The organism is Sulfurimonas sp. (assembly GCF_016744025.1).
In the GTDB taxonomy this organism is placed as follows: domain Bacteria; phylum Campylobacterota; class Campylobacteria; order Campylobacterales; family Sulfurimonadaceae; genus Sulfurimonas.
In genome coordinates this window covers 1-15,656 of the sequence record NZ_JADGFC010000018.1, presented here as the reverse complement: position 1 = coordinate 15,656, position 15,656 = coordinate 1, and the positions used below count along the sequence as shown (strand labels likewise).

The following is a 15,656-nucleotide window of genomic DNA, read 5'->3' as shown; positions in this document are numbered from 1 at the left end:
TTCTACTCCTCTGGTTTGTTATGCGGCATTCTAATAGTAAATATAACATTCTCATCATAATTTTTTACAGATATTTTACCTTGCATCTTATCTTCTACTATTACTTTGGCCATATAAAGACCTATTCCAGTCCCATCTTTCTTTGTAGTAAAGTATGGGTTAAAGATAGAATTTATTATATTTTTTTCAATTGTTCCAGCATTATCAATAATTTCTATTTTATTATATTTGTATGATTGAGAAATATTTATAACTATTTCACCGTCATTTTGCATATTTGGCCTGTTTTCTAGAATCTTATTTTTTGCATTATTAATTATGTTTAGTAAAACCTGCTTAAATTCATTTTCATAACCAAAAATTAAAAAATTACTCTTTGAGTCCTTATAGTTTACGCTAAGTTTTATGTTTGAATAAAATATTTGTCTTTCCATAATTTCAAAAATTTCATCAAAAGAATTTCGAATAGAAAACAGAACTTTTTTAGTTGAAGGTTTTAAAAAATTTCTAAAGTCATATAGAGTCTTTGACATATATTTTATTTGAACCATGGAGTCATGAACAAACTCTTCTATATTAACCCTATCAAGCTCTTTTAACATAGCTGATGTTTGTATATCTTGTATCTGAGCAGAAAGTTCTACTAAAGGCTCATTCCACTGATGAGCAATAGCAGCAACCATATCTCCCATCTCTGCTAATTTACTTTGTTGGATTAAAAATTGTTTTTGTTGTATTCTCTCACTTATATCATCCATGATACAAACTATTCCACCAATACTTCCATCTATATTTAAATATATAGATTTACTTATGATAATGTACTTCATATTTTGATTAGCAAAGTTAATTGCAAACTCTGATATATTTTTTTGATGGGTTTGCAGTATTTCTTCATCTATCTTACTGTTTTTTTGGGCTATCTCAAAAGGAAAAAAATCATAAGCAGTTTTACCTATAATATTTTCTTTTGATGTTCTTACTAATTCGGAAAATTCATCATTACAACCTATGAAAATACCATTTTTATCTTTGTAATAAATTGGATTTGGTAAAGTGTCAAGTAAGACTTTTTCAAACTTAAGTTGATTTAGTAAATCTTTTTCAAGTTTTTTTCTTTTTTGTATATTTGCTCTCATGGCTAAAACTATCAAGCTAAGTACAACAATAACTAAAAGAGAAATAAGAAATAATTCGGTGTGTTTTTCATAAAAAGCTTTTGGAATATTTATAACATAATAATCACCCAATACTTTTGATACATCAATTGAAAACTTTCTTAGCTCTTTATCATCAAAAATATATCTATTTGGAGATTTTAATAAAATCGGAATATCTCGGACATTTTCATTATTTAGTAAGATGTCTATTGCCATTTTTGAAGTAGCTTCACCTTGGGCATTTGCAGAAGTTAAAAGCCCACCTACTATTCCATAATCTAGATAAAAATCCCACAGGCCGTAAATAGGCACTTTACTGGCTTTTTTAATATTTAAAAAACTTTGCTTATATGTAAAATGCTTTCCCGCCTTATCTTTAAATAGCAATAAAAACAGTATTGCACTATCTTTTGGATTTAAATTTGACACCTTATCTTGAATATCACTAATATTCATATTGTCTATATATTCAATATTTAATTTTTTTTGATACTTTTTTATAATTGGAGTTAGAGATTGTTTTATTTCTAGTGCTGTTTTTGATTTGTCATTTATGATTATAAGATTTTTTAAATTTGGATGTAATTGGGTTATGAGTTGGAAGTTCTTTTCTATATCTACTTGTTCTACTACACCACTAATTTTATTTTTTATACTTTGCGGAATTAATTTTTTATCAAAATTATTTACTCCACAAAATAGAACTGGTGAACCATCAAATAAGTTTTTATAATTGTTTAGTACAAATTCATAGGCTGTATTATCACTTACAATGATAAGGTCAAATTTTCTATTTTTAAATTGTTCTTTATAAAGGTTTTCTAGTCTGTTTAAATATTGAGGATTGTTAACTCTTTTTGTATCCATATAAGTAGTAGTTAACTCTATATCTTTATGTACTAAGAATTTTCTTTCTATGGCTTTGGTTATATCGTCAGTCCACTTATAACCTTTATGATATGAATGAAGGAGAAGCACATCTTTTTGATTTGAAGCAAAAAGATATGTGCTGATAAATAGTAGAACTAAAATAATTTTTAGCAAATATAACACCTTAGGTAGTTTAAGTTATTATATCATTATTCAACAAAAAGAACATATCCTGATTTTGGGCCGTGAGCCCCTATAACTAAAGACTGTTCTATGTCCGCAGTTTTTGATGGACCACTTACAAAAGCTCCATAACCTGCATCTGAGAAGTCTATATTCTCATAAGCTTCATGCATGTTATTTACTATCTTATCTTTTTGAACAACTATTACAATATTTTGAGCTATAAAGTATAAAACTCTATGTTTATTGTCTTCATTTTTAATCCAAACAGCTCCATTCTCAGAAACTGCAAACTCTCCTTTTACAATAGCTAAATCTATATCTTTTAACTTATGAGGATCATCAACATCTGTATTAAAGTTTCCTAAAGTACATCCATCTACATTTGAAGATATGACTTTCTCATCTTCGTATAAAGAAGCGATAGTTTTGTCTAAATCTTCTTTTTTACATACCAAGGCATCTCCACCAACTGTTTTGATTATCTGTGCAAATTGCTCAAACTTATCTTCATAAACAATTCCAAAATCAGGTATTTGTGGACATGGAGTCTCTTTGATAATATTTGTATTTTTTATACTGTTTAATATATATTGCTTAGAGTTCATCTTTTAATCCTTGTTTATATAACTCTTTAAAAGAATTTTTTGGCATTTTTGGTAAATCTCTTGTCTGTCCCCAAATATTATATTTACTATATACAATAGACTTTGGAAGCATAGGCACTAACTTTCTTATAGTTTTTCCAAAGAAATCAAAAAGCTTTGGATGTTGCATCAATTTAGCTGTTATTTTCATAGAGATAGTTTTTTGCTTACTAAGTAGACCTTGTGCACCTAAATCTTGTCTATGTGTATAGAGTTGAGTGTCTAAATCAATTTTAACTGGACATACATTTGTACATGATCCACAAAGTGTACAAGCAAAAGGTAGAGTCTTATTTGCTTTTGGATCTTTAAAGTTGCCAAGAGTTGAACCAATAGGTCCAGGTATTACATAACCATAAGAGTGACCACCGCTTCTTCTATAAACAGGACATGTATTCATACATGCACCACATCTTATACAAGCTAATGCTTTGTTGTAATCTTTGCTAGCTAAAAATGGAGTTCTTTGGTTGTCCACAATTACTATATGCATCTCTCCATCTACTACTGGTGCATGAAAATGTGTAGTATAAGATGTGATTGGTTGACCTGTTGCACTTTTAGCTAAAAGTCTTGTAAAAACTCCTAGATGCTCAAGTTTTGGGATTATCTTTTCTATTCCCATACTTGCAATATGAAGCTTAGGTAAAGATGCTCCCATATCTGCATTCCCCTCATTTGTACAAACAACAACTCCACCAGTTTGCGCAATTGCAAAGTTTACACCAGTCAGACCAGCACCTGCATCTAAAAAATCTTCTCTAAGACTTGCTCTTGCTGCACGAGTAAGATATGTGGGATCATCATTTCCTTTTTCTGTTCCAAGTTTTTCAACAAAAGTCTCAGATACTTCAGATTTTTTTAAATGAATCGCAGGAAGAACAATATGTGATGGAGGCTCATTTCTAAGTTGAACAATCCTTTCACCTAAGTCTGTATCTATAACTTCTATATTTCTTTCTTCAAGATAAGGATTTAGATGACACTCTTCTGTTAGCATAGATTTTGATTTTACTATTTTGCTAACTTTGTTTTTTTCTAAGAGTGAATATACTATTTCATTATGTTCAAGTGCATCTTTAGCCCAGTGAACAGTTATCCCTTTTTGAGTTGCATTCTTTTCAAACTCTTCTAAGTAATAATCTAGTTTACTTAAAGTGTGAGTTTTTATTTCACTAGCAACGCTACGAAGCTCTTCCCATTCAGGAATAGACTTACTAGCAAGATCTCTTTTTTCTCTAACAAACCATAAAGCTTTGTCATGCCAATGCATTCTCTCATCATTTGCTACAAATTTTGCAGCTTCTTGTGGATGGTTTGACATTTACTCTCCCTCTCCAGCTAAGATTTGCGTTATATGCATAACTTTTATTGGTTTATTGTCTCTGTTTATAAGTCCTTCCATATGCATTAGACATGACATATCAACACCTGTCATTATCTCAGCTCCAGAATTTATATGGTCACTAATTCTATCTTTTCCCATTGCAGTAGAAATATCTGGTTCAGTTACACTAAATGTACCACCAAAACCACAACATTCATCTTCTCTTTGAAGGGTAACAAGTTCTAAACCTTTTACCATGCCTAATAGATTTTTTAACTTAGAGTTATAATTTATATTAAGTTCACTTGGTGTTGCAAGATTAAGAGCTCTATGCGCGTGACAAGAGTTATGAAGTCCTACTTTATGCTTAAATGAGACATTAAACTCTTTGACTTGTATAACATCATGTAAAAATTCACATATTTCATAAATAGAGTTTTTAACTTTGTTATATGCGGGATCATCATTAAAAAATGGAGCGTAATGATCTTTTACCATTGTTACACATGATCCAGTAGGAGCTACAATATAATCATATTCTTTAAAAATATCAACAAAACGGTGTGCTAAATCTTTAACCTCGTTTGAACATCCTGAATTTGCCATTGCTTGTCCACAGCACGTTTGATTTAGTGGGTAATCTACATCAAGATCTAGATTTTTTAAGACATTAAGTGTGCTAACACAGGCTTCGGGGTATAGTTCATTCATAAAACAAGGGATAAATAAGCCTATTTTCATAATGCACTCCAATAATTAATTTTCACTATTATATTATAAGCACATAATATTTATATGATATTCATAAATACTATGCTTTTTCTTGGAGTATTCACTATAAAAAATCACATAAGTTTCTCTTATGGGGAAAGAAGTTATATATAAAACATCTATTATAATAAGTATATGTTACAAAAGTTAACACTTCCCAACAAAACTCAATACAAATCTTTGAATTTTCATATTGCTACGTTCATGCTATTTTAATGTTCTACTATTGGAGTGTTAAATTCATTCGATAAGGAAGAAATATGAATAAAGAACTCGTGGATCAAATCAAAGCGAATCCTGATTATCAAGAACTAATATCTAAAAGAACAGGTTTTTCTATAAAACTGTCAATTGCTATGTTAGTAGTGTATTTTACATTTATCTTGACAATAGCATTCAACCCATCAGCACTAGGGACTCCTCTATCTCCTGATTCAGTTACAACTGTCGGTATACCTATCGGTATTGCAATTATTTTATTTGCATTCGTTCTAACAGGTATATATACTAAACGTGCAAACGGTGAGTTTGATGATTTAAGTAATAAAATCAAACAATCTATAAAGGAAGACTAAATGAACATGAATAGAATATTTTTATTTTTAATTCTGGGAACAGTTGCTGTATTTGCAGGTGGAGCTATCGAAGGTGAAGTTGAAAAACAAGCACTTAATATGTCTGCTATCGTTATGTTCTTATTATTTGTTGGTGGTACATTAGGTATTACTTACTGGGCTGCAAAAAGAACTAAGTCTGCAAAAGATTTCTACACTGCTGGTGGTGGAATCACAGGTTTCCAAAATGGTATGGCTATCGCTGGTGATTATATGTCAGCAGCATCGTTCCTTGGTATTTCAGGTCTTGTATACTTAAAAGGTTATGATGGTCTTATCTACTCAATTGGTTTTCTAGTTGGTTGGCCAATTATTCTTTTCATGATTGCTGAGCCTTTAAGAAACTTAGGTAAATATACTTTTGCTGACGTTGCATCTTATAGATTACGTCAAACTCCTATTCGTTCACTTGCTGCGGCTGGTTCGATTGCAACTGTTATCCTTTATCTAATTGCTCAAATGGTTGGTGCTGGTAAACTTATTCAACTTTTATTTGGTCTTGAATATGAAATCGCTGTTGTTTTAGTTGGTGTATTGATGATTCTTTATGTAACTTTTGGTGGTATGCTTGCTACTACATGGGTACAAATTATTAAAGCTTTCTTATTACTTTCAGGTGCAACATTCATGGCAGTAGCTGTTATGTCACACTTTGATTTTGACTTTAGTGCTCTTTTTGCAAAAGCAGTTGAGATGAGAAATACTGAAACTCTAGACATAATGAGCCCGGGTGGACTTGTTAGTGATCCTATATCAGCAATTTCTTTAGCCGTTGCACTAATGTTTGGTACAGCTGGTCTTCCTCATATTCTTATGAGATTTTTTACAGTAAGTGATGCAAAAGAAGCTCGTAAATCAGTTTTTTATGCAACAGGTTTTATTGGTTATTTCTATATCCTTACTTTTATCATCGGTTTCGGTGCAATTGTTATGGTATTTCAAAATCCTGCATACCTAGATATGGCTAAACAAGCGATTAGTGGTGGTTCTCCAATTATGGGTGGTAAGAACATGGCTGCAATTCACTTAAGTCACGCTGTTGGTGGAGATTTCTTCCTAGGCTTTATTTCAGCTGTTGCATTTGCAACTATTTTAGCTGTTGTATCTGGTCTAACATTAGCTGGTGCATCTGCAATCAGTCATGACCTTTATGCTTCTGTTTTCAAAAAAGGTAAAGCTGACGGTATGGCGGAAATGAAAGTTTCTAAAATTGCTACAGTTTGTCTTGGTCTAGTTTCTATTCTTATGGGTATTGCGTTTGAACAACAAAATATTGCATTCGTTGTTGGTCTTGCTTTTGCTATTGCAGCATCTGCTAACTTCCCAATTTTATTCCTTTCAATGTACTGGAGTAAACTTACAACTCGTGGTGCTGTAATTGGTGGATCTTTAGGTCTTGCTACTGCTGTTGCACTTGTTGTTTTAGGTCCAATTGTGTGGGTAGATATTTTAGGAAATGCAGAAGCAATTTTCCCTTATAAATATCCAGCTTTATTCTCTGTAACAGTATCATTTGTTGGTATCTGGTTCTTCTCTATTACTGACAGCTCACATGACGCTGAAAAAGAAAGAGAAGCATTCGAAGCTCAATATATTAGAAGTCAAACTGGTATCGGTGCAGAAGGTGCTTCTGAGCACTAGTTTTTTTAAGATGAAGATATTTTGTCTTCATCTTGCATCGAACAAGAAATTCTAATTCTTTCTGTTGAAGAAAACCCTATTGTTTGAGACGACAAATAGAGGTTTTCTTCATTTTGTAATATATATTAAGGAGTTACAAAGTTGAGTATTTTAGATCAGCGAAAACTTATTGAGTCAATACACCCTTTTGAACTCTTGAGTGCAACCACACTTGATAATCTTATAAATAAAATAGATATCTCGTATTATCCAAAGGATACTCTACTCCTCTCTAAAAATCTACCTTCAATCGCTTTTTATATTATTATAAAAGGTTCTGTTACTGAGCTAATTGATGATGAAGTGAATAATGTTTATTCTCATGGGGATACTTTTGATTCAGATGCTCTTATCTATGGAACATGCAAAGGGAAATTTATAGTTGATGAAGATCTTATCTGTTATGAGATAAAAAAAGATGATTTTTTAGAGTTGATGCAAAATAAAAGAGTACAGAGTTATTTCTTACAAGATTTTGTTACACGTCATCAGCATCTTAAAAATCATGACATGCAAAATGATTTATCTGGATTTTTACTAGGTAGAGTTTCAGATATCTTTTTACATAAGGCTTGTGTAATTGAACATTCTAAAAGTATTTTGGAAGCCCTTCAAACACGAGAAAACTTAAAAGCAAAAGTTATCATTGTTAAAAATGAAGTAGATCACTCTATAGTAACAGATACTGATTTACGAAAACATGTTCTTTTAGGTGGAGTTGATATCAATGAAGATATATCAAAGATATCTACAAAAGGGCTTATCAGTATAGAAATAGACGATTTTTTATTTAATGCACTTTTAATCATGACGCATAGTGAAATAAAGAGAGTGGTTGTAACGAAAAAGGGTGAAATAGTAGGAGTCCTAGAACAGCTAGACCTACTAAGTTATTTTGCAAACCACTCCCATGTTGTAGCTGTTCAGATTGATAAAGCTCAAAATATAAATGATTTAAAGCTTTTACAAGATGATTTAAAAAATCTTATTACTACACTTAGAGCTAAGGGTGTAAAAGTTAGATATATAACTAAGTTAGTATCTACTTTAAATCTCAAAGTATATAGAAAAGTTTTCAATATGTGTGTTGATGAAGAATTACAAAAAAACTGTTCACTAGTCGTTATGGGAAGTGAAGGCAGAAGTGAGCAAACAGTTAAATCAGATCAAGATAATGCACTAATTGTAAAAGATGGTGTAGATATTGAACTTTATCGCGAACCAATGATGAAAGTTAACTCTTACTTGCTAGAATTAGGTTTTCCAGTCTGTCTAGGAAATGTAATGGTAAGTAATGAGTTTTGGCGTAGAAATGTCTCAGGATATAAAAAGCTAATTAATGAATGGTCTAGCAGTATGAGCGACTCTGATGTACAAAATCTTAGTATATTTGTAGATGCTAAATCTGTTGGTGGAGATGAAGAGCTTCTTCATGAACTAATTAGATATCTCCATCAATATTTTCGTAAAAGAGATGATGTTTTAGCGCATGTTGCAAAAGCTGTACTTAATTTTGATACTCCTCTTTCACTTTTCTCAGGTTTTGTGTTAGAAAAAGAGCATCAAAATAAATTAGATCTTAAAAAAGGAGGAGCATTCGCACTTGTTCATGGAGTAAGAACGCTTTGTTTGCAGTATGAAATTACGCAAACAAACACAATAGAGAGAATTAAAGAACTCAACAATAAAGGTGTTATCGATAAGAATTTTGCCACTGAGCTTATTGAGAGTTTTGATACTCTTAGTTCTATTCGTTTAACAGCTATGTTGGAAGCGAAAACTATTGATGATAGCAATTATATAAATCCTAAAAATCTTGAAAAGATTCAAAGAGATTTACTAAAAGACAGTTTTAAAGTTATAAATAAGTTTAAGAAATTTATGAGTTTTCACTTTCATTTAAATATGGTTGCTTAATGTTTTTCTCTTTTATCTCTAATTTAAAAGCTAAGTCCAATCGTTCAAGGCTCAAAGAAAAAGAATTTGAGTTTTTATTTGAGGAAGATAATAGCGGTGAATATGTTGTCTTTGATACAGAGACAACAGGTCTAAATCCTAAAAAAGATGAGATACTCTCTATAGGTGCCGTTAAGATAAAAGATAATAAAATTATCACTTCACAAACTTTTGAAGTATTTATTAAAAATACTGGTGAAATTAGCTCAAAAAGTATAGAGATACACAGAATTCGCCCAATAGATTTAGAAAATGGTGAATCTACTGAAGTTGCTATACGAGAGTTTTTAAATTTTATTGGTTCTAGACCATTAATTGGATATTACTTAGAATTTGATGTAAATATGATAAATAAGTATATAAAGCCAATGTTGGGAATAACTCTACCGAATAAAAAGATAGAGGTATCTGAAATCTATTACGATAAAACTATTTCATCAGTTGCGCAAGGCAATGTTGATTTAAGATTCGACACTATTTTACAAAAATGTAATATCCCAGATATGGGTGCACATAATGCTGTTAATGACGCTATTATGACAGCAATGATATATTTAAAACTAACAAAGGAAAGATAAATGTCACAAAAACAAGTTTTTAAACCAAACAGAGAGTTTGCTAAAGATGCACGTATTAAAAATATGTGTGAGTATCAAGCTTTACAAGATTATGCGACTGAAGATTATGAAGGTTTTTGGGGCGATGCTGCAAAAGAGAAGCTTGATTGGATTGAGCCTTTTAGTAATGTTTTAGATGAAAGTAAAGCTCCATTTGTTAACTGGTTTGATGGTGGAAAACTTAATGTTTCTGCTCAGTGTATTGATCGTCATTTACATGTTCGTAAAAATAAAGCTGCTATTATTTTTGAAGGTGATAGAGGTGATGTTCAGACTATTACTTATTTAGATTTATATAAACATGTAAATAGATTTGCAAATCTTTTAAGAGAAGATTTTCATGTAAAAAAAGGTGATAGAGTTGTTATCTATATGCCAATGATTCCTGAAGCTGCTTATGCAATGTTAGCTTGTGCAAGAATTGGTGCAATACACTCTATTGTATTTGGTGGATTCTCTTCTGAAGCACTACGTGATAGAATCGAAGATGCAGAGGCAAAGGTTGTTATTACAGCAGATGGTGCTTTTAGAAAAGAACAACCATATATGCTAAAGCCTGTTGTTGATGCTGCACTTACAGGTAAAACACCTGTTAAGAAAGTACTAGTTGTTCAAAGAAATCATGAAGATGTAGAATGGGTTGCTGGAAGAGATTATTCATACAATGAAATGATTTCTCAAAAGAAATCTAAGTGTGAACCTGAAGTTATGGATAGTGAAGATCCTCTTTTCTTACTTTATACATCAGGATCAACTGGTAAACCAAAAGGTGTTCAACATAACTCTGCTGGTTATATTCTTTGGGCTCAAATGACTATGGAATGGGTATTTGACGTTAAAGAAAATGATACTTTTTGGTGTACTGCTGATATTGGTTGGATTACAGGACATACATATATAGTTTATGGTCCACTTGCAATGGGTGCCACTACTATGATGTTTGAGGGTGTTATTACTTATCCTGACTCTGGTCGTCCATGGAAAATGGTTGAAGATCATAAAATTAATCAATTTTATACTGCTCCTACTGCAATTCGTGTACTACATAAAACTGGTGAGCATGAACCATCTAAGTATGACTTGAAGTCACTAAAGGTTCTTGGAACTGTTGGTGAACCGATTGATCCACCTGCATGGAAATGGTACTATGAAGAAGTTGGTAAAGGTAAATGTGCAATCGTTGATACATATTGGCAAACTGAGACTGGTGGACATGTTATTTCTCCACTTCCAGGTGCTACTCCTATCAAACCAGGCTGTGCTACATTACCACTGCCAGGAATAATGGCTGAGATTTTAAATCCTGCTACAGGTGAAAAAGTTGGAGTTGGTGAAAAAGGTTATATGTGTATTACTAAGCCTTGGCCTGCTCAAATTCGTGGTGTTTGGGGTGATGAAGAAAGATATATTAAGTCATACTTCGGAGATGTTGAAAAAGACGGTAAACCAGTTTACTTTTCAGGTGACGGTGCTGTTTATGATGAAGATGGATACATAACTATTACTGGTCGTACAGATGATGTTATGAATGTTTCTGGACATAGACTTGGTACTGCTGAAGTTGAAGCTGCAATTAAGAAGCATGATAATGTAGCTGAAGTTGCAGTTGTTGGTAAACCACATCCAATTAAAGGTGAAGGTATCTTTGCATACATCGTTCTTAAGTGTGATGAAGGTGTTGCTGATGAAGTTGAAGAAGTTAAAGCTATTAACAATATAATCAAAAAAGAGATTGGTAGTATCGCTCTTTGTGATGATATAGTATTTGCTCCAGGACTTCCAAAAACTCGTTCAGGTAAAATCATGCGTCGTATCCTTCGTGCGATAGCTAAAGGCGAGAAAATTACTCAGGATATTTCTACTCTAGAAGATCCAGGTATAGTTGCTCAAATAGAAGAAATGGTTAAGTAGGTTTTCCTACTTTTCCACCCTACATCCAGACTAACTTTCCTTAATTTATCTTCTCATCTTAAAATAAAACAAAAGTCATTAAATAGTCGTTAAGATTAATATAGATATACTCTTTGTATTAAATATTAGGGGTTATAACATGAAAGTATCTATCCAGTTGAGATTGCAAATTCTTATATTTGTAGCAATGTTTTTTTTATCGATAGCGCTTGCCGCACAATTTGTAAATGAACTGCATAACTCTACAGATAAAAATATACAAAACTATACAAATGAAACATACGATGTAAAAAAAGAAGAGTTAAAAGTATTTACTTCTATTGTTGTCAAAACATTAAACTCTTTTTCTAAAAAAACATCAATTGAAAATGTTAAAAAAGAAGTTGCTAATGGTTTAACTCAGCAGATGCAACTACTTTTCTTTATCGTTGAGAGTGAATACAAAAAAAATAAAGATAGACTTTCAAATAAAGAACTTAAAAATCACATCAAAAGTATTATTAGTACAACAAGATATGCAAATGATGGATACTTCTGGATAAATGACCTAGATGCAGTGGTAATTGACCACCCTATAAAACCAGCATTAAATGGTATAAACTTATCTACTTTAGCAGATAATAACGGAGTTAAACTCTTTAGTGAATTTGTAAATGTTGCAAAAAATAGTGGAAGTGGTTTTGTTAACTATGTATGGCCAAAGCCAGGTTTAAAAGTAGCAGAAGAGAAAATATCTTTTGTAAAATTGTTTAAGCCTTTTAACTGGGTTATCGGAACAGGGGAATATACATCTGATAGAGTAAGTATAATCAAACAAGATGCTCTTAAAATAATATCTCAGATGCGATATGGAGAAAATGGATATTTCTGGGTAAATGATTTAAAAGCTGTTATTGTTGAACATCCTATTAAACCTGAACTTAATGGTAAAGACCTTTCAAAACTTCAAGATAAAAATGGTCTATATGTGTTTTTGGAGTTTGTTAAAGTAGCAACTGAAAAAGGGAGTGGTTATGTTAATTATCTATGGCCAAGACCAGGTTCAGATAAAGCAGAAGAGAAGATTTCATATGTAGAACTCTTTGAACCTTGGGGATGGGTTGTAGGAACAGGAGTATATAAACAAGATTTGATTGAGAGTATAAAACCAAAAATACAAAAGATAAAAGATGACTCAGTTCAAAACATTAATGATATTATTTTTAAAGTAATTATTTCAGTAATTATTGTATTAGTGATTTTCATGATAACGGTTTATATATTAGTTAGAAATGGAATAACTAATCATATTGTAAACCTTGAAGAGGTAATGAGTAAGATTTCTAAAGACAAAGATTTAACTATTAAAATTGATACAAATACTCCTAAAGAGATATCCCTAATAGGTTGTGCATTTAACTCACTTATGGAGTCTTTAAATACTCTAATATATGAAGCAAGACGTGGAGCTATTGAAAATGCTTCAGTAGCACAAGAGTTATCTACTACATCTCATGTCGTTAGTAAAAATGTTAATACTTCAGTAGAAATTATTGATGAAACTACAACAAGTACATCTGAGATGATAGAAGAAATCATGAGAGCTATAGAAGATTCAAAAACTAGTAAACAAGAAATCTTAGAAGCTAGTAACATGTTAAATGATGCAAGAGAAGAGATTATAGACCTTACAAACAAGGTACAAAGAAGTGCAGAGTCTGAAGTTGAATTAGCACAGAAGATAGAATCTCTATCTCACGATAGTGAACAAGTAAAAGATGTCCTAAATGTTATCTCTGATATAGCAGACCAAACAAATTTACTTGCTTTAAATGCGGCTATTGAAGCAGCTAGAGCAGGGGAACATGGACGTGGATTTGCAGTTGTTGCTGATGAGGTTCGTAAACTTGCAGAAAGAACACAAAAATCATTATCAGAGATTAATGCAACGATTAACTTAATTGTTCAAGCTACTCACTCAGCTAGTGACAGTATGAGTTTAAACTCAAAACAGATGGAAGAACTAGCAGTAGTATCGACAAACGTTGAAGTAAAAATCAACACAACTACAGAGATAGTAAACCAAGCTACACTTGCAAGTGATAAGAGTGTTGATGATTTTGAAAAGGCTGGAGAACATATGAAACATATCTCTAAAAAAATTGATAATATCAATGATTTGTCTATTTCAAATGGAGAGAGTGTTCATGAAATTACAGATGCAGTTGCTCACTTAACAAATATGACACATAAGTTAACTAATCAATTAGAGTTATTTAAAACTTAATATTTGTTATACTTTCATAAATAAAACAAAGAGAGTATAGATGCAGTTATGTGTAGCACTTGATTTACCTACAAAAGAAGAAAACTTAGACCTTATCCAAAAGATAAAGGAGTATGATGTTTGGCTTAAAGTCGGACTTCGTACTTATATCCGTGATGGCGAAGAGTTTCTACTCGCTATCAAAAAAATTAATCCTGATTTTAAAATATTTTTAGACTTGAAATTATATGATATTCCAAATACTATGGCAGATGCTGCCGAGTCTATTATGGGACTTGGTGTTGATATGTTTAATGTTCATGCTTCAGCCGGTAAACGTGCTATGAGTGGCGTAATGGATAGACTGATCTCTTATCCTACTAGACCTATAGTTTTGGCTGTGACGGCTCTTACATCGTATAGTGAAGAAGAGTTTGTTGAGGTTTATGAGAAGAGCATTGCATCTAAGGCTGACCAGTTTGCAAAAGATGCTTATGATAGTGGACTTGATGGTGTTGTATGTTCAGCTTATGAGAGTGAGTCTATAAAAGGAATCACTTCTAAAGAGTTTATGACTCTTACTCCTGGCATTCGTCCTTTTGGTGAAGACGCTGGAGATCAAAAAAGAGTTGCTGACGTTGCATTTGCTAAGAGTGCTATGGTTGACTTTATAGTTGTTGGTCGTCCGATTTATCAAGCACAGAATCCAGCAGAAGTTGTTGTTAAGATTTTAGCAACAATTTAGCTTTCCTTTTTTACTTTCCTAAGAAGATCTTTGAACTTAGGAGAGTAATCTTGTATTTTTCTAAGTTTATTTTTTTTATTCATTTTATAAACTCCATCTGCATTTATAAATACATCTACATCTAAGTCTTCTCTAGTCTCAAGCTTTAGTATCCTAAAACTTAGGTTGTCTAAAATAAGAGGAGATTCACCTTCTTTTTCAAAATAACTCAAAACCATATGATAACCACCAATGTACTTTTCATCTACAGTAGTAAAGAAAAGTTTGTCTTTGTCAAAGCCAAGCTTTAAGAGAGAAAAGTATTTGATGATTACATAGTCTTCACAATCTCCAAAACCAGTCATAAGGAACTCTTTTGGAGTTGCCCAGTAATCTTCTTGCTTTTGAATAACATCATCGTACTGTGGCAGAAGTTGATTTAAGTAGAAGTTTACCTTTGCAAGTTGTTTGCTCTTTGGCATCTTCTTTAGTGAAGCTATAGTTTTTTGATAATCCTGTGCTCTATTTTTTGCTATCTTTCCAGCTTTGTTTTGAATGTGTATATAATCTTTATTTGTGAAGTTTGGATATGTGTCTGCAACTAGTAAAGTAGCAAATATTAGTAATGTTAAGAGTTTCATATCCTATCCTTTTTGGTACTTTTAAAAATTATAATATAAACTTCTTTGATTTAAGCTAATTGTTATACAAAACCGATTATAATTCCCGTCTTCAAACGGAGAAGTGGGTGAGCGGCTGAAACCACATCCCTGCTAAGGATGCGTATGGGTAACTGTACCGAGAGTTCGAATCTCTCCTTCTCCACCATTGAAGAAATAATCCCCTAAAACCTGACTTAATTAAAAAAACGGGTGCATAATTTTCTACTTTTTCTTATAATTCACAAGATAATAATCTACTAAGTTTAGCTTCAAACTTTTACTTAATCCG

At 31.9% G+C, this 15,656-nt stretch carries 12 protein-coding genes and 1 tRNA gene; 8 read left to right on the top strand and 5 right to left on the bottom strand.

Annotation, left to right across the window (positions count from 1 at the left end; translation table 11 throughout):
• Nucleotides 1-2: 2 nt before the first annotated feature.
• From QZZ48_RS04505 to QZZ48_RS04490, 4 genes are read right to left on the bottom strand one after another with little or no spacing between them, the layout of a single operon-like run.
• A complete protein-coding gene (locus QZZ48_RS04505; protein ID WP_294962393.1) occupies nucleotides 3-2,204 on the bottom strand; it encodes an ABC transporter substrate binding protein in 2,202 nt (733 codons plus the stop codon).
• 35 nt (nucleotides 2,205-2,239) lie between these two features.
• Nucleotides 2,240-2,821, bottom strand: coding sequence for an LUD domain-containing protein (locus tag QZZ48_RS04500; RefSeq protein ID WP_294962391.1), 582 nt, complete (start codon nucleotides 2,819-2,821; stop codon nucleotides 2,240-2,242).
• Nucleotides 2,811-4,184, bottom strand: a complete 1,374-nt coding sequence (locus tag QZZ48_RS04495; RefSeq protein WP_294962390.1) for a lactate utilization protein B — start codon at nucleotides 4,182-4,184, stop codon at nucleotides 2,811-2,813. Before QZZ48_RS04495 ends, QZZ48_RS04500 begins: the two co-directional genes overlap by 11 nt.
• Nucleotides 4,185-4,928, bottom strand: a complete 744-nt coding sequence (locus QZZ48_RS04490; protein ID WP_294962389.1) for a (Fe-S)-binding protein — start codon at nucleotides 4,926-4,928, stop codon at nucleotides 4,185-4,187. It abuts the gene before it with no gap.
• A gap of 290 nt (nucleotides 4,929-5,218) precedes the next feature.
• Between QZZ48_RS04490 and QZZ48_RS04485 the strand changes: the two genes are divergently transcribed.
• From QZZ48_RS04485 to pyrF, 7 genes are all read left to right on the top strand, one after another.
• Nucleotides 5,219-5,533, top strand: a complete 315-nt coding sequence (locus QZZ48_RS04485; protein WP_294962388.1) for a DUF485 domain-containing protein — start codon at nucleotides 5,219-5,221, stop codon at nucleotides 5,531-5,533.
• The gene (locus QZZ48_RS04480; protein ID WP_294962386.1) at nucleotides 5,534-7,213 is read left to right on the top strand and encodes a cation acetate symporter; all 1,680 of its coding nucleotides are present in this window, start codon (nucleotides 5,534-5,536) and stop codon (nucleotides 7,211-7,213) included. It begins immediately after the preceding gene.
• Between the two features lie 141 nt (nucleotides 7,214-7,354).
• Nucleotides 7,355-9,169: a putative nucleotidyltransferase substrate binding domain-containing protein gene (locus QZZ48_RS04475; protein WP_294962384.1), complete on the top strand. Its 1,815-nt coding sequence runs from the start codon at nucleotides 7,355-7,357 to the stop codon at nucleotides 9,167-9,169.
• Complete coding sequence (locus tag QZZ48_RS04470) at nucleotides 9,169-9,786, top strand: 3'-5' exonuclease (RefSeq protein ID WP_294962382.1); 618 nt, start codon at nucleotides 9,169-9,171, stop codon at nucleotides 9,784-9,786. The genes QZZ48_RS04475 and QZZ48_RS04470 overlap by 1 nt, the downstream gene beginning before the upstream one ends.
• The gene (gene acs, locus QZZ48_RS04465) at nucleotides 9,787-11,736 is read left to right on the top strand and encodes an acetate--CoA ligase (protein ID WP_294962380.1); all 1,950 of its coding nucleotides are present in this window, start codon (nucleotides 9,787-9,789) and stop codon (nucleotides 11,734-11,736) included.
• Between the two features lie 139 nt (nucleotides 11,737-11,875).
• Nucleotides 11,876-14,002 carry a methyl-accepting chemotaxis protein gene (locus tag QZZ48_RS04460; protein ID WP_294962378.1) on the top strand — a complete coding sequence of 709 codons (2,127 nt, stop codon included), beginning with the start codon at nucleotides 11,876-11,878 and terminating at the stop codon, nucleotides 14,000-14,002.
• Between the two features lie 40 nt (nucleotides 14,003-14,042).
• Nucleotides 14,043-14,726: an orotidine-5'-phosphate decarboxylase gene (pyrF, locus tag QZZ48_RS04455; RefSeq protein WP_294962376.1), complete on the top strand. Its 684-nt coding sequence runs from the start codon at nucleotides 14,043-14,045 to the stop codon at nucleotides 14,724-14,726.
• On the opposite strand, the gene QZZ48_RS04450 is transcribed toward pyrF, so the two are convergent.
• A complete protein-coding gene (locus QZZ48_RS04450; RefSeq protein ID WP_294962374.1) occupies nucleotides 14,723-15,346 on the bottom strand; it encodes a transglutaminase-like cysteine peptidase in 624 nt (207 codons plus the stop codon). The two genes, pyrF and QZZ48_RS04450, sit on opposite strands and share 4 nt — an antisense overlap.
• Nucleotides 15,347-15,443: 97 nt before the next feature.
• Here QZZ48_RS04450 and QZZ48_RS04445 point away from each other — a divergent pair.
• Nucleotides 15,444-15,533 (top strand) — tRNA-Ser (locus tag QZZ48_RS04445).
• Nucleotides 15,534-15,656 lie beyond the last annotated feature (123 nt).